19 protein-coding genes and 1 pseudogene are annotated in these 19,005 nt (G+C 73.6%); 11 read left to right on the top strand and 9 right to left on the bottom strand.

The window, feature by feature from the left end; translation table 11 throughout:
• Nucleotides 1–9: 9 nt before the first annotated feature.
• Nucleotides 10–1,377: a hypothetical protein gene (locus VEW93_10490; protein ID HYI62220.1), complete on the bottom strand. Its 1,368-nt coding sequence runs from the start codon at nt 1,375–1,377 to the stop codon at nt 10–12.
• Between the two features lie 518 nt (nt 1,378–1,895).
• Nucleotides 1,896–3,113, bottom strand: a complete 1,218-nt coding sequence (locus VEW93_10495) for a GNAT family N-acetyltransferase (GenBank protein HYI62221.1) — start codon at nt 3,111–3,113, stop codon at nt 1,896–1,898.
• Between the two features lie 77 nt (nt 3,114–3,190).
• Here VEW93_10495 and VEW93_10500 point away from each other — a divergent pair, with 77 nt between their 5' ends.
• A complete protein-coding gene (locus VEW93_10500) occupies nt 3,191–3,475 on the top strand; it encodes an acyl carrier protein (protein HYI62222.1) in 285 nt (94 codons plus the stop codon).
• A 5-nt stretch (nt 3,476–3,480) separates the two neighbouring features.
• Here VEW93_10500 and VEW93_10505 read toward each other — a convergent pair whose 3' ends face one another.
• The 6 genes from VEW93_10505 to VEW93_10530 are packed head-to-tail and all read right to left on the bottom strand — an operon-like array spanning nt 3,481 to nt 8,362.
• The gene (locus VEW93_10505; GenBank protein ID HYI62223.1) at nt 3,481–4,239 is read right to left on the bottom strand and encodes a 4'-phosphopantetheinyl transferase superfamily protein; all 759 of its coding nucleotides are present in this window, start codon (nt 4,237–4,239) and stop codon (nt 3,481–3,483) included.
• Between the two features lie 14 nt (nt 4,240–4,253).
• A complete protein-coding gene (locus VEW93_10510) occupies nt 4,254–4,709 on the bottom strand; it encodes a GNAT family N-acetyltransferase (protein HYI62224.1) in 456 nt (151 codons plus the stop codon).
• Nucleotides 4,706–5,647: a hypothetical protein gene (locus VEW93_10515; protein ID HYI62225.1), complete on the bottom strand. Its 942-nt coding sequence runs from the start codon at nt 5,645–5,647 to the stop codon at nt 4,706–4,708. Before VEW93_10515 ends, VEW93_10510 begins: the two co-directional genes overlap by 4 nt.
• Nucleotides 5,644–6,588 carry an amidohydrolase family protein gene (locus VEW93_10520; protein HYI62226.1) on the bottom strand — a complete coding sequence of 315 codons (945 nt, stop codon included), beginning with the start codon at nt 6,586–6,588 and terminating at the stop codon, nt 5,644–5,646. Before VEW93_10520 ends, VEW93_10515 begins: the two co-directional genes overlap by 4 nt.
• Before the next feature lie 5 nt (nt 6,589–6,593).
• Nucleotides 6,594–6,839: an acyl carrier protein gene (locus VEW93_10525; GenBank protein ID HYI62227.1), complete on the bottom strand. Its 246-nt coding sequence runs from the start codon at nt 6,837–6,839 to the stop codon at nt 6,594–6,596.
• On the bottom strand, nt 6,836–8,362 hold the full coding sequence (locus tag VEW93_10530; protein HYI62228.1) for an AMP-binding protein: 1,527 nt from the start codon (nt 8,360–8,362) through the stop codon (nt 6,836–6,838). The genes VEW93_10525 and VEW93_10530 overlap by 4 nt, the downstream gene beginning before the upstream one ends.
• A 613-nt stretch (nt 8,363–8,975) precedes the next feature.
• Here VEW93_10530 and VEW93_10535 point away from each other — a divergent pair.
• The 6 genes and pseudogenes from VEW93_10535 (at nt 8,976) to VEW93_10560 (ending at nt 14,573) form a co-directional block, all read left to right on the top strand.
• On the top strand, nt 8,976–9,437 hold the full coding sequence (locus VEW93_10535) for a DUF192 domain-containing protein (GenBank protein HYI62229.1): 462 nt from the start codon (nt 8,976–8,978) through the stop codon (nt 9,435–9,437).
• 184 nt (nt 9,438–9,621) lie between these two features.
• Nucleotides 9,622–9,966 (top strand): 30S ribosomal protein S6, encoded by a 345-nt coding sequence (rpsF, locus tag VEW93_10540; protein HYI62230.1) that lies wholly within the window; start codon nt 9,622–9,624, stop codon nt 9,964–9,966.
• A gap of 15 nt (nt 9,967–9,981) precedes the next feature.
• Complete coding sequence (ssb, locus tag VEW93_10545) at nt 9,982–10,500, top strand: single-stranded DNA-binding protein (protein HYI62231.1); 519 nt, start codon at nt 9,982–9,984, stop codon at nt 10,498–10,500.
• A pseudogene (rpsR, locus tag VEW93_10550) lies at nt 10,500–10,751 on the top strand (30S ribosomal protein S18). Before ssb ends, rpsR begins: the two are co-directional and overlap by 1 nt.
• Before the next feature lie 179 nt (nt 10,752–10,930).
• Nucleotides 10,931–11,377 (top strand): 50S ribosomal protein L9, encoded by a 447-nt coding sequence (rplI, locus tag VEW93_10555; protein HYI62232.1) that lies wholly within the window; start codon nt 10,931–10,933, stop codon nt 11,375–11,377.
• Nucleotides 11,378–11,870: 493 nt separating this feature from the next.
• Nucleotides 11,871–14,573 carry a replicative DNA helicase gene (locus VEW93_10560; GenBank protein ID HYI62233.1) on the top strand — a complete coding sequence of 901 codons (2,703 nt, stop codon included), beginning with the start codon at nt 11,871–11,873 and terminating at the stop codon, nt 14,571–14,573.
• A 20-nt stretch (nt 14,574–14,593) separates the two neighbouring features.
• On the opposite strand, the gene VEW93_10565 is transcribed toward VEW93_10560, so the two are convergent.
• The gene (locus VEW93_10565; protein HYI62234.1) at nt 14,594–15,031 is read right to left on the bottom strand and encodes a hypothetical protein; all 438 of its coding nucleotides are present in this window, start codon (nt 15,029–15,031) and stop codon (nt 14,594–14,596) included.
• 136 nt (nt 15,032–15,167) lie between these two features.
• Between VEW93_10565 and VEW93_10570 the strand changes: the two genes are divergently transcribed.
• From VEW93_10570 to VEW93_10585, 4 genes are all read left to right on the top strand, one after another.
• Nucleotides 15,168–16,124 (top strand): ABC transporter ATP-binding protein, encoded by a 957-nt coding sequence (locus tag VEW93_10570; protein HYI62235.1) that lies wholly within the window; start codon nt 15,168–15,170, stop codon nt 16,122–16,124.
• Entirely contained in the window at nt 16,121–16,909 is a 789-nt protein-coding gene (locus tag VEW93_10575; protein ID HYI62236.1) for an ABC transporter permease, read from the top strand. Before VEW93_10570 ends, VEW93_10575 begins: the two co-directional genes overlap by 4 nt.
• A 43-nt stretch (nt 16,910–16,952) precedes the next feature.
• Nucleotides 16,953–17,876, top strand: a complete 924-nt coding sequence (gene gluQRS, locus VEW93_10580; protein ID HYI62237.1) for a tRNA glutamyl-Q(34) synthetase GluQRS — start codon at nt 16,953–16,955, stop codon at nt 17,874–17,876.
• 128 nt (nt 17,877–18,004) lie between these two features.
• Entirely contained in the window at nt 18,005–18,919 is a 915-nt protein-coding gene (locus VEW93_10585) for a L,D-transpeptidase (protein HYI62238.1), read from the top strand.
• Nucleotides 18,920–19,005 lie beyond the last annotated feature (86 nt).

Raw genomic sequence — 19,005 nt, forward strand, 5'->3', positions numbered from 1 at the left:
GTCTCCTGGTCAGGTCGCGGAGCCGACCGGCGCGTGGACGTGCTCCTGCGTGTACTCGATGGAGCCGGCGGGGTGCCGGGCCATCTCGTCCACGAAGGCCCGCAGCGGGTCGGCGGAGGTGGGCCCGAAGGCGCGGTGCAGGGCGACCGCGGGTCCGGGTTCGGGGGCGAGGAGGGTGTCGCCCAGCACCCGGGCCAGGGAGCGCAGGCCGGCCCGGACGACGTCGGGGTCACCGACCAGGCGCGGCCCGTGGTCCCGCTCGATGGTGAGGGCGCCCAGCTGCACGAAGTACGAGAGCTGGAGGAACATGCCGTCGCTGTCCGGGAAGTGCCCCAGGCCCCGGTTCACGTAGCGCAGGCACTCGGACAGGTAGTAGGCGATGGTGTCGGCCGGGTCGAGGCCCAGCCGCTCGCACCAGACGTCGGCCAGGATCAGGATGCCGAACACGTCGGCCGCCGTCTCCTGGAGGACGACCGATGCCCACCGGTCGGACGTGTTGAGGGGCTTGTAGGCGGTGGTGGGCCGGTGGACGCAGTGGCCCAGCTCGTGGCCCAGCACCCCGAGGGTGGGCACCACGTCCGCGCTGCCGGTGGGCAGGCGATCGACGCCGATGTCGAGGAAGCGGGCGGCCAGGGGGGCCGACTGGCTGGCCAGCAGGCCTCGGTGGGTGTTGGCGAAGTAGTAGGTCTTCTTGAACGGCGAGTACTTCACGCCCTCGTCCTCGGGGAGGAAGTAGGCGATGTGCTTCGGGTGCAGGTTGCCCTCGCCGGCCATGAAGAAGAGCTGGGTGGCCAGGAAGGCCGGGGTGTCGCCCAGGCGCAGGTCGGCGTGGAGGCCGGCCAGGTAGGCCGACACGTCGCCGAGCTCGCCGGTGGCGGCCTGGACCTTGGCCTGGTGCGTGTCGTCGCGCCGGCAGGCGAAGGCGGTGGGCAGGCCCCCGAGCTGCTTGCCGTACCAGGTGGCGATCTGGCCGGCGACCACGGCGACGTCCTCCTCGACGTCGGCCAGGGCCTTCAGGATGTCGTCGTCGTAGCCGTCCTCGATGGCCGCGGCCCGCAGGGTGACGGCGTGGCGGTCCACCTCGCTCCGCAGGTGCTGGCCGACGGCCCGCAGGGCGGCCGCCACCGGCCGCGGGTCGGTGAAGCGGGTGCGGCCCGGTGCCCCCGCCTCCTTGGTGCGGCGCCACTCGGCGTCGATGGCGTCGCGCAGCTCGGTCAGGCCCCGCAGGGCGTCGTGGCCCAGCTCGGGGGCGGTGGCGGCCAGGTCGAGGCAGGAGACGACGTGGCTCTCGGCCGGGGGCCAGAAGGCCCCACGGTGGGCGCGGTAGGTCCCGGCTCGGCCGAGGTTGGCGGCGTAGTCGAAGCGGCTCCCGGTCATCGGTCGGCAGGGTAATCCTCAAATGGACACCGAGATAGGGGGGTGACCAACTTTTATCGGACCATTTCATTGCCGGTTGTTTGCACTCAATTGCCGTGATTGGGACTGGCAATGAAGTGGTCTACTTCTGCGCGATCCAGAGACGCTTCAGAGGTCACCTTTCCCCTCAGATCACCATTGCCGATATCGGTGATGTGCAGTACTGTCCCTCCCGTCGCCGCTTCGGCGACGACATCGAGCGCTCGTAGCTCAATGGTCAACGGTCAGGCTCGAGGCACCCAGCAGACACCGACCATCGATGGCCACGCCCCGCACATGCGACGGCGTGGGAGGCAGGTCATGAACTTGTCGCATCATCACGCGAGGGGCAGGCAACTGCGTCTCGCAGTGGACGGCCGAGCTATCCGCCGACAGCGCAGCCGGAAGAGCATCGGCCTTGTACTCCGAAGGTTGCGGGTTCGAATCCCGTCGGGCGCACGTCGAGGCACGAGGAGGGGGGCCGCCGGGGGCGGTCCCCCTCAGGCCGTCGGGGCGGGGGCCGCTCGCTCGGACCGGTTGAGCGTGGCGCTGCACAGGTAGCTGTGGGCCGACGAGTTCGAGAAGCCGCGCTTGAACACGGCCAGGCCGTCCAGCGGGTCGTCCCGGAAGTGCGCCGATCCCCCGAAGAACACGTAGCGGCAGTCCGGCGTGTCGTCGATGGCGTGGGCGAACGCGGTGTACGACGCCGAGACCTCGAACCCGGTCTCGCTCGACGCGCCGTCGTGGTAGTAGAGGACGTCCTGGTGGCGGATCCACATGGTCATGGAGACGATCTCGCCGTCGGCCAGCACGGCGATGGTGCGCAGCCCGGCCACCTGGGCGAGGCGTTCGAAGTACGTGGCGCTGAAGGGCTGGGCGATCTGCCGGTTGTCCACGTTCAACTGGTAGAGCTCCAACCACCGGCTCAGGGTGTCGGCCAGCTCCACGTCGCGGATCTCCACCGTGCGCCGGGCCTTGTTGACGATGTTGCGGTGCCGCTTGCGGAGGTGGGCCGCCCCCTTCTCCCGGTCGATGAAGTAGTTCTCCTTGAACGGCCGGCAGATCGGGAACGCCTGCTGGAGGGCGGGCAGCTCCGGGCACCACATGGGGTCGGTGATCAGCGAGACCGAGGTGACGCCCTCCTGGCGGAGGGCGTCGAGGCCGGCCTGCAGGTCGCAGCCGGGGGCCAGGGGGGCCAGGGGCCGGACACCGGCGGCCTGGCGCCGGCCGCCGGCGGCGTCGCGCACCAGGACGTAGGTGTCCCACCCGGGCACGTGGAGGGCCCGGGCCCCGGGCTCCTCCATGGCGCGGCCGTAGGCCTCGGAGCAGAACGGGTGGGGCGGGGCGCCGGCCGCCCCGGCCCGCTGGAGCAGCGTCAGCCGCCGGTCGAGGTCCCGGTTCTCGGCCTCCAGGGTGGCCACCTTCTCGGTGAGCTCGTCCCGGGCCCGGCGCAGCGCCTCGGTCTCGGCCGCGTCGGCCCGACCGTCCAGCGCCGCCTCGCCCCCTTCGAGGAAGCGCCGGCGCCAGGTCGAGATCTGCTTGCGAGGGCGGCCGGTCTCGCGGGCCAGGTCGGCCAGGACCTCGCCCCGCAGCGAGCGGAGCACGAGCTCCACCTTGACCTCGGTGGGGCAGGGCCCGTCGGGGCGCTCGACGCGACCCGGGGCCGCCGGCGCCTCCTCGGGCGGGGCCCCGGGCCCGGCGTCGCCGTCGGCGGTCATGGGCCCTTGCCCCCGGGGTGTGCACCGGTCAGCATGGGCGACCGTCCATATCTGCTGTCATGAGGGGAAGCGCGCGGATGACGTCCTTCGAAGACCAGGGCCCGCCGACGGACGTGGAGGCCACCGTGGTCCGGGAGTTCCAGCGCTACCTGGACACCACCGACGACCTCCCGCTCGACAGCCACCTGCTCGATGACCTCGGGCTGGAGTCGATCGTGCTGGTCACCATCCTGCTGGACCTCTCCGAGCAGTTCGGCCTGGACCTGGCCTCGCCGGATGTGAACCTGGCCGACGTCCAGACGCTGGGCGACGTGGTGGCCCTGGTCCGGTCGCTGGGCGACGAGGCCGCCCCGGCTCGCTGAGGCCCTCATCGGGCGCCGCCCCCCGGGCCGGCGTGGGCCGGCACCGCCACCGCGGTGACGATGTGGCCCCGGCCGTGGTGGGGGGCCACGGCCCCGCTGACCCGCCACCGGCCGGTGAAGCGCTCGACCCGCCGGCCGCCCACCACCGGGCCGGGCACCAGCAGGTCGGCGGTGAAGGTGCCGTCCCGGGGCTGGAGGGTGATGCGGCACTGGTCGAAGCCCAGCCAGCGGCCGGTGAGCGGGAACCAGGCCTTGTAGACGCTCTCCTTGGCGCTGAAGAGCACCCGGGACCAGGCCACGCCGGGGTGGGCGGCGGCCGCCCGGGCCAGGGCGTCGCGCTCCTCGGGGCCGGCGATCACGGACTCGACCCCCCGGGGCAGCACCTCGTGGGGCTCGGCGTCGACCCCGACCGAGGCCACCGCCGCCCGGTGGGCCACCGCCGCCGCCCGGAAGCCCTCGCAGTGGGTCATGCTGCCGACCACCCCGTCGGGCCAGCGGGGTGCGCCCCGGGCCCAGCGGGGCCCGTCGGACCCCTGGGGCAGGACCGGCCCGGGCGGCGCCCCCAGGCGGGCCAGGGCGGAGCGGGCGCAGAGGCGCACGGTGGTGAACTCGCGCCGCCGGCGCTCCACGGCACCGGCCACCACCGCGGCCTCCTCGGGGTAGGGGGCGGGGCCGGGCGCGTCGCCGTAGCGCTCCTCGGCCACCACGGCCGGGGGCAGGAGCTGTTCCAGCAGGGGTCGACCTGTGCACCGTCCGGATCCCACCACTACGGCCCCGATCAGAGCGCTCGGGTCATGAACACGCTGTTGGGGTCCTCGCGGTAGTCGGCGAAGGGGCCGCTGTAGCGGAAGCCGTGGCGCAGGTAGAGCCGGCGAGCCGGCGCGAAGAAGTCGTCCGAGCCCGTCTCCAGGCTCAACCGGGCCAGGCCCACCCGCCGGCACTCCGAGATGATGTGCTGCAGCAGCAGCGAGGCCACGCCGGACCCCTTGGATGTCCGGGCCGTGCGCATGGACTTGATCTCGGCGTCGTGGGCGTCGAGGGCCTTGATGGCGCCGCAGCCCACCAGTGTCCCTGCGTCCAGGACGGACCAGAAGGCCACGTCCGGTCCCCGGAGCCCGTCGAGGTCGAGGGCGTGCTTGCTCTCCAGCGGGGTGACGGCCCGCATCTCCTCGACGTGCTCCTCCAGGAAGGCGGCGATCTCGGGGCCGGTCAGGTCGTCGACGACGATCCTCACGCTTCGGCCTCCCCGTCCCGGGCCACCAGCAGGGCCGAGGCCGAGAAGCCGGGGGCCGAGCCCTGGGCCAGGTAGGCCCCGCCGGGCACGAACCCCTCGACGCGGCCGTGGTCGGCCAGGTTGAGCATCCAGTCGCAGTTGCCGCAGTGGGCGTAGGTGGCCAGGGTGCTGGCGAAGTGGAGCTTGCTGCGGTGGAGGCGGGCGGCCGAGGCGTTGAAGATGGCCAGCGGCGCGAACAGGTTGGTGGGGAACACCTTGACCACGTCGTCGGTGGTGCGTCCGGCGGCGTCGAGCACGGTGGCCAGGGTGGACCGGGCCACCTGCTGGCGGGACTGGAACGTGTCCCGGCTGTGGAGGCCCTCGGGGTCGACGCCCACCGCCGAGGCGGCCAGCCCGAAGCCGTCCCCGCCGCGGCGCAGCAGGCAGGTGGTGACCGCGTCGCCGAACAGGGCGAAGGACCTGATCCGCTCGCGGTCGTCGGGCCACCGGTCGAACGCCACCAGGAGCACGGTGTCGACCCGCGGGTCGGCGAAGAGGTCCCAGGCCTGGCGCAGGGCGGTGAGCGAGCTGCAGCACTGCTGGAAGGAGACCATGGCCGGCACGGCCCGGCCCAGGCCGGCGGCGTCCAGGGCCCCCACCGCCAGGGTGGGGGCGAGGCGGCCCAGCCCGGCGTCGGTGGTGGCGAAGATGGCGTGGTCGACCGAGTCGCCACCGACGCCGGCGGCGGCCAGGGTGCGGGCCGTGCTGGCGGCGATGGCCTCCTCGATGGGCCCGGTCAGCCGGCGGAACGTGCCGCACCCCATCTTGGCGAAGTCGGCACCCGGGGACTCGGCCGCCCAGGTCTCCTCGAAGCCGGGCAGGTCCTGGGCCTCGACCTCCACGTCGCCCACCTCGCAGGCGAACGAGCCGATGCCGACCGGGGCCGCCGACCCGCTCACGCCGACGCCTTCCGGGTGCGCTTGTCCAGCAGCCGCCGGGCGTTGCCGTGGAAGAACAGGGCGCGGTCGGCCGCGGTCATGGTGTCGGGGAAGGCGCCCTCGGCCTCCAGCCGGGCCACGAAGTCCGCCTGGTGGCCCTGGAGGCGGAAGATGGGCCAGTCGGTGCCGAAGAGGACCTTGTGGGTGATCCCCCGGCGGAACAGCTGTTGGAGCCCGGTCATGGCCATGGTCTCGTACCCGCTGACGTCGAGGTAGACGTTGGGCCGGTTGGTGCACAGCATGGCGCACTCGTCGGGGTAGTGGACGCTGCCGTGGGCCAGCACGAAGTCGACCCCGGGGAAGTCGCGGGCGGCCCGGTCCACGTGGATGGGCTGGGCCAGCTCGAAGTCGAGCACCGGGGAGGTGGCCCCGATGTGGGACAGCACCGGGAGGCCGTACTCGGCGCAGACCTCGTAGAACGGGTAGAGGGCCTTGTCGGCCAGCGTGTAGCCGCACGGGGGGTAGGCCTTGAGGCCGGCGCACCGGCCGGCCCGCACCTCGCCCTCGAACAGGGCGATGCCGTCGTCGCCCCAGCGGGGGTCCACGCCCACGAAGACGTGGAACCGCCCGGGGTGCCGCTCCTGCACCACGCCGTGGTGGGCCACCAGCTCCTCGATGGTGTGGGTGCTGTCGCGCAGGGCCCAGGTGAAGTCGGGCAGGAGCAGGACGGCCTCGCCGATGCCGGCGTCGTCCATCTCCTTGACCAGCTGGTCGCACAGGGGGTCCTGCAGGGTGCCGGCCTGGGCCCGGGCCACCTTCTCCCGGGGGATGGGGATGCCCTTGCTGGCCAGGGCCAGGGTGACGTTGTCGACCACGCCGTCCTGGAAGGAGCGGGGGAAGCACATCTCCGAGGCGACGTGGCAGTGGAAGTCGACGATGGGTGTTGGTTCGCTCTCGACCATCGTGCTCACGCCTGCCGGACGATCTCGATGATGTCGGACACGTACTCGGCCCCGATCACGTCGTCGACCCGGTCGAGGACGTCGATGCCGGTCTCCTCCTCCAGGAGGAACACGATGCTCATGAGGCCGATCGAGTCGATGTCGAGGTCGCCCCGCAGCCGCATGGAGGGGGTCACGCCCCTGGCCGCCGCGCCCGGGATGGCGCTGCCGATGATCCGGCAGACGCCCTCGTCCAGGGTCGAGGACGTCACTGGGCGACCCGCTCGCCGTCGGCGAAGACCTTCTGCATCACCGCGTTCCGGTCCACCTTGAGGTTCCGGGTCAGCAGGCCGGTCTCGGGGGTGAGCTCCTGGTCGGGCCGGAACACCACGTTGGAGATCTTGTGGGCCGAGTCCTTCTTGGCGTTGGCGTTGCTGATGTAGGTCTCGATGGCCTGCACCCGCTCGGCCTCCTGCCACTCGTCCAGCCACACCACGCAGCTCAGGGAGCTGCCGTGCCCGTTGGACACCACCACCGCCTTCTTCACCTGGCAGGACGCCTCGATGTCGTGCTCGAGCTCCTCCGGGTTGATCTTCACGCCGCTGCGGGTGACGATCACGTTCTTCTTGCGCCCCACCAGCTGCAGGTAGCCGTCGCCGTCGAGGTGGCCGAGGTCGCCGGTGGCGATGGTGCCGTCGGGCCGGAACACGGCGTCCTGGGTCTCCACGCCGTCGAAGACGTAGCCCAGGACCTGGGGGCAGCGGGCGTCGACCAGGATCTCGTCGTCGGACCCGATGGTGACCTCCACGCCCTTCACGGGGCGGCCGGCCGTCCCGATCCGGTAGGCGCCGGGGAGGTTGGAGGTGACCCAGCCCACCTCGGTGCACCCGTAGATCTCGTACAGGGGCCGGCCCAGCTGGTGGAACAGGGCCACCAGGCGGGGCGACACGGGGGCCGAGCCGGTGAGCAGGAGGCGGGCCCGGCGCCCGTAGATGTCGGTCCACCGGCGCCCCAGCCGCTGCCGCAGGCGCAGGCTGGCGTCGCCCGGCACCAGGTGGAGGGCGGCGGCCAGGTGGCGGGGGAGGGCCTCGCGGGCGCTGGCCGCCCGCAGGCGGGTCTCGACGATCTCGAAGAACGACGGTGGGCCGAGGATGATGGTCGGCGCCAGGTCCCGCAGCTTCTGGAACATGCGCTCCGGGGCCACCACGGTGGCGTCGAACCCGAACCAGATGGCCACGTACAGCATCACCCGCTGCTGGAGGCTCGAGAACGGCATGGCGATGAGCACGTCGTCGTCGGGGGTGACCTCCCAGGCCAGCCCGGTCTGCTGGATGGTGTTCGAGATCCCCAGCTGGGAGACCATCAGGCCCTTGGTGGTGCCGGCCGTCCCCGAGGAGAAGGCGATGGTGAACACCTCCTCCGGCAGGGACGGCGGGTCGGCGACGATCCGCTTGCGCAGGGTCGACCGGCCGTCGCCGAGGACGGCGGCCTCCGGCGGGAGGTCGCCGTCGACCCGCAGCGGGCCGGTGACGAGCACGGCCGAGAGCTGGTAGCGCTCGGAGATGCCGCGGATGTCGACGGGCCGGTTGGAGGGCTCGGTGGGCACGGCCACCGAGACGCACCCCAGCCCCAGGAGGGCGAGGTCGGCCACGGCCCACTCATAGGAGTTCGGGCCGAGGACACCCACCAGGTCACCCGCTCCCAGATCGCAGTCGCGCAGGTCCGACATGAGCTGTTCTACGTCGGTGCGGACTTCTGAGTAGCTTTTGACGAGGAGCTTCCCGTCTCGGGTCATCACTCGCAACCGGCGATCGGGATGAGCCGACAACTTCTTGTACAAAGCGTTTAAGGGCACGACGGATCCTTCTCCGTATGGGAACGCGACGCCACCAACCCAGAGGACGCGGGAGGAACGGTCACGGGAACGTGTGGGGAGCAGACCGGCACCGACGCCGATGAACGACGACACGAGGACGTGTCCATGGGTGCGGTCCCTCCAAATCGCTCGATGATGAAGTCGTAAGGCAGTTGTGCCGTTTACGGCCTCTTGGAGCGAGAGTTGCACGCCTCACATTGCAACCCATGCGCGAATCAGGTCAGTCCTTCTTTCGGTGTGGTGACCACCTCGATGGGCGAGACGACTGATGAGAGGCGGACCGGCCAAGATGGTGGCCGTGTCCCGGACATCACCGCCTGCGCCGGCCTCTCGGGCCCCGCGCCCGGCGGCGCGGCGTCGCCCTCGCGCCCGGCGGTGGGCGGTGGCCGCCCTGGCCGTCGCCCTCCTGGGCGGGGCCGCGTGCTCGGGGGGCGGTGACGGCGGGACGGGCGCGCCGCCCGCCGGTTCGCCCACCACGCCCTCGACCGGGTCCCCGGGTGTGGCCACTGCGTCCAGCTCGACCCTGCCCGAGGTGACCGGGCCCTTCGCTCCCGGGCGCACCCGGCTCCCGGGCTTCGGCGAGGTGGAGGTCCGCATCGTCCCCGGCCCCGACGGCGAGCCCCTGGTCCTCTGCGTCCTGCTGGCCGAGACCCCCGAGCAGCGGGCCCGTGGCCTCATGGACGTGACCGACCCCGCCCTCGGTGGCTACGACGGGATGCTGTTCACCTTCGACACCGACAGCACGGGCGGCTTCTACATGAAGGACACCCCGCTGCCGCTGTCCATCGCCTACCTCGACGCCGAGGGGGCCACGATCGACACCGCCGACATGGAGCCGTGCCTGGACCGGGGCGCCCGCTGCCCCACCTACCCCCCCTCCGGGCCCTACCGCTCCACCCTGGAGGTGCCCCAGGGCGGCCTCGACGCGCTGGGCCTGGCCGCCGGCTCGCCGGCTCGCCTCCAGGTCTCCGGCCCCTGCCGCGCCCCGCCCTAGCGGCCCCCGGCCCCGCTGTCACACCCCCCTCCCATGATGGAGGCCATGGCTCCCCTCCCTCGGCCCCCGACCCCTTTGGGTGCCCGGCCGGGGGGCCCGGTAGGGTTCCTCGTCCAATCGACCCCTGCTCCGGACCGACCGGGGCCCCGGTGCTCACCGGGTCCAGAGGGAGGAGCACACGCTGATGCGTGCCTATGAGCTGATGGTCATCTACGGCGGTGACCTCGACGAATCCACGGTCCAGCAGAGCATCAACCGCCTGCACGTCCAGGTCGAGGAGGCCGGCGCCACCACCGTCACCACCGACAAGTGGGGCCGGCGCCGCTTCGCCTACGAGATCGACCACAAGAACGAAGGGTTCTACGTGGTGTTCGAGATCCGGGCCGAGCCCGGCGCCCTCGACCGCCTGGAGACCTCCCTCCGGCTCGCGGACGAGGTCGTCCGCCACAAGCTCATGCGGCTCCCCGTGCACGAGGCCGCCCGCCGCGGCCTGTCCGGCGAGCCCGCTCCGGCCGAGGCCGGGGCCTAGATCGGAGGACGACACATGCCTGACAACAACGTGACGATCGTGGGCAACATCACCCGCGACCCCGAGCTGCGCTTCACCCCCAGCGGGCAGGCGGTGGCCACCTTCGGCCTCGCCGTGAACCGCCGGTGGCAGAACCGCCAGACCAGCGAGTGGGAGGAGCAGACCTCCTTCTTCGACGTGAAGTGCTGGGCCCAGATGGCCGAGAACGTCTCGGAGTCCCTCGGCCGCGGCTCGCGCGTCGTGGTCTCGGGCCGGCTGGAGCAGCGCTCGTGGGAGACCGACCAGGGCGAGAAGCGCTCCAAGGTCGAGGTGGTCGCCGACGAGATCGCCCCCAGCCTGCGCTGGGCCACGGCCAACATCACCCGCAACGAGCGCCGCGACGGCGACGGTGCGGGCGGCGCTGGTGGCGGAGGTGGCGCCCCCCGATCCGGTGGGGGCAGCCCCAGCGGGGGCGGCGGTGACCGCCCGTCCGGTGGCGGCGGCAGTCCCAGCGGTGGCGGCGGAGGCAACGACATGGACGAGGAGCCGTTCTGATGGCAGCAGCGAAGCCCAAGCGGGGCAAGAACAAGGACAACGCCCGGCGCAGCAAGAAGAAGATCTCCGTCCTCACCCAGGAGAAGATCGACTACGTCGACTACAAGGACGTGAACCTCCTCAAGCGGTTCATGTCCGACCGGGCCAAGATCCGGGCCCGCCGTGTCACCGGCAACGACGCCCAGCAGCAGAGCGACATCGCCATGGCCATCAAGAACGCCCGGGAGATGGCTCTGCTGCCCTACACCAACCGCATCACCCAGCAACGGGGTGGCGGGGGCCGTGACCGGGGCGAGCGAGGCGATCGCGGTGACCGGGGCCTGCGCCCCGACGGGCCGCCGCCCCGCCCGACCGCGCCGCCGCCCACGGGTGGCGGTGACGCCGAGGTCGAGGCCGGGCCCGAGGTCGAGGTGCAGGAGGTCGAGGCCTGATGCGCGTCGTCCTGCACACCGACGTCGAGGGCGTCGGCACCAAGGGCCAGGTGGTCGACGTGGCCGACGGCCACGCCCGCAACCTGCTCCTGCCCACGGGGCGGGCCGTCAAGGCCACCCCCGGGGCCGAGGCCCAGGCTCGGGCCATGCGCCGCTCCCGGGCGGTGCGCGACGCCACCGACCGGGCCTCGGCCGAAGAGGTGGCCAAGACCCTCGTCCCGGCCACCATCACCGTGACCGCCAAGGCGGGCCCCGAGGGGCGCCTGTTCGGCTCGGTCGGCACCCACGAGGTGGCTGACGCCATCGAGGCCCAGACCGGCATCATCCTTGACCGCCGCCGGCTGGTGGTGGACGAACCCATCAAGGAGACGGGCGAGCACCAGGTGACGGCCCGGCTCCACCCGGACGTGCAGTTCCCCGTCCGCATCGAGGTCGTGGGGGCCTGATGGCCCGCCGGCACCGCCTGGTGCCGGCCCCGACCGCAGAGACCACCACGAGGGGCCCCGGCGCGCGCCGGGGCCCCTCGTCGCGCCCCCGGGCCCGGGGACCCGTGCCCACCGCGTCGGCCCCCGGCCCGGCGTGGCCCCGCGGGGCGGAGGGGGCCGGGCCGGCCGTGGTGGCGCTGTCCACAGCTCCGGCCCGCCGTCCACAGCGGACCCGGCCGGTCGCCCGGGGTGGGGCCCGCTCGGCGGCCCCGTCCACAGCCCGCTCCCCGGCCCCGGGCCGGTCATCCCCAGGACCGCCCTCTCCTCCACAGGGCAATCCACGGGCCGCGCCCCTGTTCTTCCCCAGGCCGGATCGGCGAGGGTGGGTGCCCTTGGGGTGCGTGCCGCACGCGCCCTCCGGTGCGGGCCACGGTGCCGGAGGACGAGACCCGTCGCGCCCCGCCCCATCGACCGCCACCGCCTCCCCACGGCGCCCCGCCCCCCGAAGGTCTCCATGAGCGACGCCGCCCCCGTGTTCGACGACGAGCCGCCGTTCGACGACGGCCCCCGGCGCCCCCGCCCGGTCCGGGCCCCGTCGGGGACCCGCGTCCCCCCCCACAACCTCGACGCCGAGCGGGCCCTGCTCGGGGCCCTGCTCCTGTCGCGCGACGCGGTGGCCTCGGCCGCCGAGGTGGTGCCGGGGGCCGACGTCTTCTACCGGCCGGCCCACGCCCACGTCTACGAGGCGGTGACCATCCTCACCGCCCGGGGCGAGGTGGCCGACCCCATCACCGTGGCCGACGAGCTGCGCCGGCGCGACCTGCTCGACGCCGCCGGCGGCACCGCAGCCCTGGTCGAGCTCCAGGCCGACGCCCCCGGCACGGCGAACGCCGCCCACTACGCCCGCATCGTGCGGGACCACGCCCTGCTCCGGCGCCTCATCGGGGCGGCCGGCACCATCGCCGAGACGGCCTACGGCGTGCCCGACGACGTCCGCAAGACCGTCGACGCCGCCGAGTCGCTGGTCTTCGACATCGCCCGGCACGAGGGCGAGGGCACCACCGCCCGCATGACCGACCTGCTGAGCGAGACCCTCGATCGCATCGAGATGCTGCACGAGCGGGGCTCGGAGATCACCGGCACGGCCACCGGCTACTACGACATCGACGAGATGACCGCCGGCCTCCAGCCCGGCGCCCTGGTGGTGGTGGGGGCCCGGCCCGCCATGGGCAAGACCGCCCTGGCCCTGGGCATGGCCACCAACGCCGCCCTGCGCCACGACAAGTCCATCCTCATGTTCTCCCTGGAGATGAGCAAGGTCGAGCTCGTGCAGCGCATCCTGTGCGCCGAGGCCCGGGTCGACTCCAAGAAGATCCGCAACGGCCGCCTCAACGACAGCGACTGGATCAACATCAGCAACGCCATGGGGCGCCTGGGCGACGCCAAGATCTGGATCGACGACAACCCCAACGTCTCCATCATGGAGATCCGCTCCAAGGCCCGCCGGCTCCGCAGCGAGGTCGGCGACCTGGGCATGGTGGTGGTCGACTACATCCAGCTCATGACCGGGCGCACCAACGCCGAGAGCCGCCAGGTCGAGGTGGCCGAGATCTCCCGGGGCCTCAAGCTCCTGGCCCGCGAGCTGGAGTGCCCGGTGGTGGCCCTGGCCCAGCTCAACCGGAGCCTGGAGCAGCGGGCCGACAAGCGGCCCATGCTCTCGGACCTGCGCGAGTCGGGGTGCCTCACCGCCGGCACCCGTCTGCTCCGGGCCGACACCGGGGCCGAGGTCACCCTGGGCGAGCTGGTCGAGTCCGGCGAGCGAGACGTCCCGGTGTGGAGCCTCGACGATCGCTGGCGCCTGGTTCCGGCCACGCTCACCCACGCCTTCCCCAGTGGCACCAAGCCCGTGCTCCGCATGACGTTGGCCTCGGGGCGTGCGGTGGAGGCCACCGCCAACCACCGCTTTCGCACCCTCGACGGCTGGGTGTCGCTCGGTGAGCTCGAGGCCGGGTCCCGGCTCGCGGTCCCGCGGTACCTCGATGCCCCGATCGACGAGGTCCCGATGGACGACGACGAGCTCGTCCTCCTCGCGCACCTCCTGGGCGACGGCTGCGTCCTCCCTCGCCAGCCGATCCACTACACGAGCAACGACCCCGCCAACCTGGACGTGGTCGAGGAGGCCGCTCGGCGCCGGTTCGGCATCACCCCGCGCCGTGTGGCCCAGAAGGCGTGGTGGCACAGCTACCTGCCCGCTCCGACCCACCTCACCCACGGGGTGCGCAACCCCATCTCGGTCTGGTGGGACGCCCTCGGGTTGCACGACTGTCGCAGTGGCGAGAAGTTCGTGCCCGCCGCCGTCGACGCCGCTCCGGTGCGACAGGTGCGGACCTTCCTGCGCCACCTCTGGGCCACCGACGGGACGGTGGTGGTACGCCGCAGCGACCGGGGACCGAGGGTGCGGCTGGTGTACGCCACCACGTCACGGCGCCTGGCCGACGACGTGCAACGGCTCTTGCTCCGGTGCGGGATCCAGGCCCGCATCACCGTGGTGCCGCAGGGCAGGCATCGGCCGTCGCACCACGTGCGGATCGAGGGGGTGGAGCACCAGCGCCGGTTCCTCACCGAGATCGGCGTCCACGGGGCCCGGGGGGAGCGGGTCGCTCCCGCCCTCCACCTGCTCGAGGGCGTCGAGGGCAACCCGAACGTCGACACCATCCCTCACGAGGCGCGCTCCCGGGTCGTGGCCGCCATGGCCGAGGCCGGCATCGGCCACCGACGGTTGGCGGCCGAGCTGGGGGAGCAGTACTGCGGGTCCTACATGCTGGGGACGACGGCTCGTCCTCGGGCCATGCGCCGGGCCCGCCTGGCCTCGATCGCCGAGATCACCGGCGACAAGGAGTTGGCGGACCTCGCCCTCTCCGACGTGCTCTGGGACCGGATCGTGGCCATCGAGCCCGTCGGCGTCGAGCCGGTCTTCGATGCGACGGTGCTGGGCACGCACAACTTCGTGGCCAACGGCATCGTCGCCCACAACTCGTTGGAGCAGGACGCCGACGTGGTCATGTTCCTGTACCGGGACGAGGTCTACGAGCCCACCCCCGAGAACGCCGGGCTGGCCGAGGTCATCGTGGCCAAGCAGCGCAACGGGCCCACCGGCGTGGCCCGACTCAGCTTCCTGGGCCACCTGACCCGGTTCGAGTCGCTGCCCAAGGAGTGACGGCCCCGGCCGCCGCTCGATCAGCCGTTCTGCGCCTCGGGTCGCGGCGCCACCTTGGTGAAGCTCCGCTGCCAGGTCTCGTGCGTCTCCCCGTCTAGGGAGAACCGCCACACGTAGCGTCCCGGCTCCAGCGGCAGCGGCCCGATCTGGAGGGCCAGCGGCGGCAGGGCGATGGGGATGCCGTGGGGGAGATCGGCGGGCCGCTCGGCCTTGACCGTGCCCTCGACGATGATGGTCTGGGTCCCTTTCGGCCCGCGCAGCCGCACCGCCTGGCCGTCGGCGTCGAGCAGCTCGAGAGTGAAGCGCCGGTCGGGGTCCGTCTGGTCCCACGGCACCTCGATGAAGACCACGACGGCCATGGCCGTGACGCCCCGGCTCAGGCTCCACCCGGCGCCCAGCATCGAGACCTTGCCCTCGGCGGCGTGTGCGGCATCGGCCAGGATCACGTCGACTCGCATGGTGGCCCTCCCTGCGTCGCCTCGTCGCGCCCGCCGCCGACGCTACCGGACCCGCCCGGCCCGTCCCCGGCGCCCGGGCCGCCGCCCGTCGTAAACCGTGGCGCCGGGCCCGCGCCCGTGGGCCAGACTCCTCGGCGTGACGGGCGGCATGGTGTTGGAGGTGGAGGGGCTGACCAAGCGCTACGGCGATCGGGTGGCCCTGGACGAGGTGTCCCTGACCGTGGCGCCGGGCGAGGTGTGCGGCCTGCTGGGCCCCAACGGCGCCGGCAAGACGACGCTGGTGTCGATCATCGCCGGCCTGCGGTCCCCCGATGCGGGCGTCGTCCGGGTCGACGGGCGCGACGCGGCCGGCGGCGGCCGGGCCGTCCGCTCGGCGGTGGGCCTGGCCGCCCAGGAGACGGGCATCTACCCCACCGTCACCGTGCGGCAGAACATCGAGCTCTTCGCCGGCCTGGCGGGGCTCTCCCCCCGCGACACGGCGGCCCGCCTGGCCGAGACGTCGGCCGTCCTGGAGCTCGACCACCTGCTCGACCGCCAGGCCCGCCAGCTCTCCGGGGGCGAGAAGCGCCGGCTCCACACGGCCATGGCCATGGTCCACCGGCCCCGCCTGCTGATGCTGGACGAGCCGACCACCGGCGTGGACATCGCCACCCGGGCCCGCCTCCTGGACGCCATCTCCCGCCTGGCCCGCGAGGACGGCTGCGCGGTGCTGTACTCCACCCACTACCTGCCCGAGGTGGAGCAGCTGGGGGCGTCGGTGGCCATCCTCGACCACGGGCGCATCCTGGTGCGGGGCAGCCTCGACCAGCTGGTGGCGGCCCACGGGTCCGGCGTGGTGGAGTTGAGCTTCGAGGGGCCGGCGCCGGCCCTGCCCGGGGCCGAGGTCGACGGGACCGTGGCCCGGGTGGTGACCGACCAGAACCCGGGGCCGGTGGCCGCCGCCGTGCTCGGCTCGCTCGGCGCCGCAGCCGAGCGCCTGGTCTCGGTGGACCTGGTCCGCCCCAGCCTGGAGACCGTCTTCCTGGCCCTCACCGGCCGGGCCTACGCCAGCGACGGCGAGGCCGCCCCCGAGACCGTGGAGGAACCCGCGTGAGCGACCGCCTCAGCCCCAGCCGGGTGGCCGCCGTGGCCCGCCACGACCTGCGCATCCTCCGCAGCGACCCGGCGTTCCTGCTCATCTTCACCCTCATGCCACTGGCCTTCATGGCCTTCAGCGAGCGCTCCATCGGCGCCGCCCTCTCCGTCGAGTTCCCCGGCCGGGACGTCAACGGCGCCGCCTACGCCGTGCCCAGCGCCACCGTGCTGTTCAGCGGGTTCCTGGTCGGCAACGTGGGCTTCGGCATCTTCCGCGAGCACGGCTGGGGCACCTGGGAGCGGCTGCGCTCGTCGCCCCTCTCGCCGGTGGAGCTGATCCTGGGCAAGAGCCTGGTGCCCATCCTGTGCCTGGCCATCCAGCTCACCGTCCTGCTGGGCGGCGGGGCTCTCCTGTTCGGCATGGAGCTGCGGGGGTCGCTGCCGGCCTTCGTGGCCGTGGGCGTGGCCCTGGCCTTCATGGAGCTGGCCCTGGGGTTCATGCTGCTGGCCATCTGTCGGTCGGTGGTGCAGCTCAACGCCCTGTCCAACGCCGGGGCCATGCTCCTGGGCGGCCTGGGCGGGGCGGTCACCCCGGTGGAGTTCCTGCCCGGGTGGGCCCAGGCCGTGGCCCCGGCCACCCCGGCCTACTGGGCCATGCGGGGCTTCCGGGCCGTCACCATCGACAGCGGGGGGATCGGCGACGTGTTGCTGCCCCTGGCCGTGCTGGCCGGCTTCACCGTGGCCTTCACCGTGGTGGCCCTGGTGCGCTTCGAGGTCGAGGACGCCAAGGTCTCCTGGGCCTGACCCGGTCGTCCCCGGGTGGGGGGCGCTGTGTGAGGATCTGGGCGTGGCGGTCGGACGTTTCGCCCCCAGTCCCACGGGCCCCCTCCACGTGGGCAACCTGCGCACCGCCTTGGTGGCGTGGCTGGCGGCCCGCTCGACCGGCCGCGCCCTGTTGCTGCGGAGCGAGGACCTCGACCCCGGGGCCCGGCCCGAGCACGAGGCCGGGCAACTGGCCGACCTGCGGGCCGTGGGCGTGGACTGGGACGGGCCGGTGGTGCGCCAGTCGGCCCGGCGCCACCTCTACGAGGACGCCCTCGCCGACCTGGTGGCGGCCGGCCTGACCTATCCGTGCTTCTGCACCCGGCGGGAGATCCAGGAGGCCACCCGGGCCCCGCACGGTGAGGCGCCCGAGGGGGCCTACCCGGGCACCTGCCGGGAGCTCACCGTCCGGCAGCGGGCCGCCCGCGCCGCCGGGGGCCGCCCGCCGGCCCTGCGCCTGCGGGCCGGCGGGGCCCGGGTGGTGGTGGAGGACGGCCTGGTGGGCCGCCACCAGGGGGTGGTCGACGACCTGGTCCTGCGGCGCAACGACGGCGTGCCGGCCTACAACCTGGCCAGCGTGGTCGACGACGCCGACCAGGGGGTGGAGGAGGTGGTGCGGGGCGACGACCTGCTGAGCTCCACCCCCCGGCAGGTCCACCTGGCCGGCCTGCTGGGGCTGCGGTCCCCGGCGCACCTCCACGTCCCGCTGGTGGTGGGGGCCGACGGGCAACGCCTGGCCAAGCGGGACGGCGCCGTGACCCTGGCCGACCTGGCAGCCCGGGGGGTGGGCGCCGGCCCGGTGCGGGCGGCCCTGCTGCGCTCGCTGGCGCCGGCCGTGGCCCTGGCCGCCGACGGGGAGCCGGAGGTGGCCTCCTTCGCCCCCGCCCGCCTGCCCCGCCAGCCGTGGCGGTGGGCCCCGCCGGTGCCGGGGACCACCGGTCGGCCCTGAGCCCCGGCGCGGCCCGGCCGGGCCAGCGACGGCTCAGGGTCGGGCCCGGAGTGGCCCTGGCCTCGGCCCGCAGCCGGAGACCGGCCGCGCCGGGGCGGCCGCGGCTCGGCGTCGGTAGCCTCGGGGCGGTGGGTGCTCCCCCTCCCACCGGCGTGAGCCGATCCTCGACCCGCCCGGCGTGGCCGGGCCGCGGGCCCGTCCGGCCGCTGGCGCTGGCGCTCCTGGCCGTCGCCGTGGTCGTCGCCGGGTGCGGGGGCGACACGGTGACGGCTCGGGTGTCGGGCCCGTCGACGGCGGGCGGGACCGAGGTCGAGGGGCGGTGGCCGGCCACGACCACCACCACCACCGCCGCCCCCACCACCACGACGACCACGGTGCCCGCCACCCCGGCCGGGGACGGGCTGGCCATCGCCCCCCCGCTGCCCCGGCCCTGGGCCAGCCGCTTCACCGTGGCCGACGCCACCGGCCCCACCGTCGAGCTCCACACCAGCCCCGGTGTGCGGGTGCCCAGCGGCCGGGCCATGGCCAACCCGACGGGGGAGGGCCTGGCCCTCACCTTCCTGGTCCGGGGCCGCCAGGGGCCCGACTGGCTCCAGGCCCAGATCATGTCCCGGCCCAACTCGGCTCTGGCCTGGATCCGGTCCGACCAGGTGACCGAGCGGCAGGTCGAGCACCACGTGGTGATCGAGCGCGGGGCCCGGCGGGCCACCGTGTACGCCGCCGAGGAGGTGGTGCTCCAGGTCCCGGTGGCCACCGGGAAGGACAGCTCACCCACCCCCCTCGGCACCTTCTTCGTGGACGGGATCGTGCCGCTGTCGCCCCCGCACCGCGCCTACGGGACCGGCCAGGTGAGCTTCACCGGCTTCTCCGAGGTGTACCAGAGCTTCGGGGGCGGGGTCGGCCAGGTGGCCATGCACGGCACCCAGAACCCGGCCCTCGTCGGTACGCCGGCCAGCAACGGCTGCGTGCGCATGCGCAACGCCGACATCGAGGCCATGATGCTGCTGGCCCCCACCGGCACCCCGGTGGAGGTGGTGGCCTAGGCCGAGCCGGCCCGGGTCGGACGGTGACCGGGATCGGGCGCGCCGGGTGGTGCGGGAGGTGCGGGCCGGGTGGTGGCGTGCGACGC

The sequence above is a fragment of the Acidimicrobiales bacterium genome (assembly GCA_035630295.1).
GTDB lineage: Bacteria > Actinomycetota > Acidimicrobiia > Acidimicrobiales > Iamiaceae > Iamia.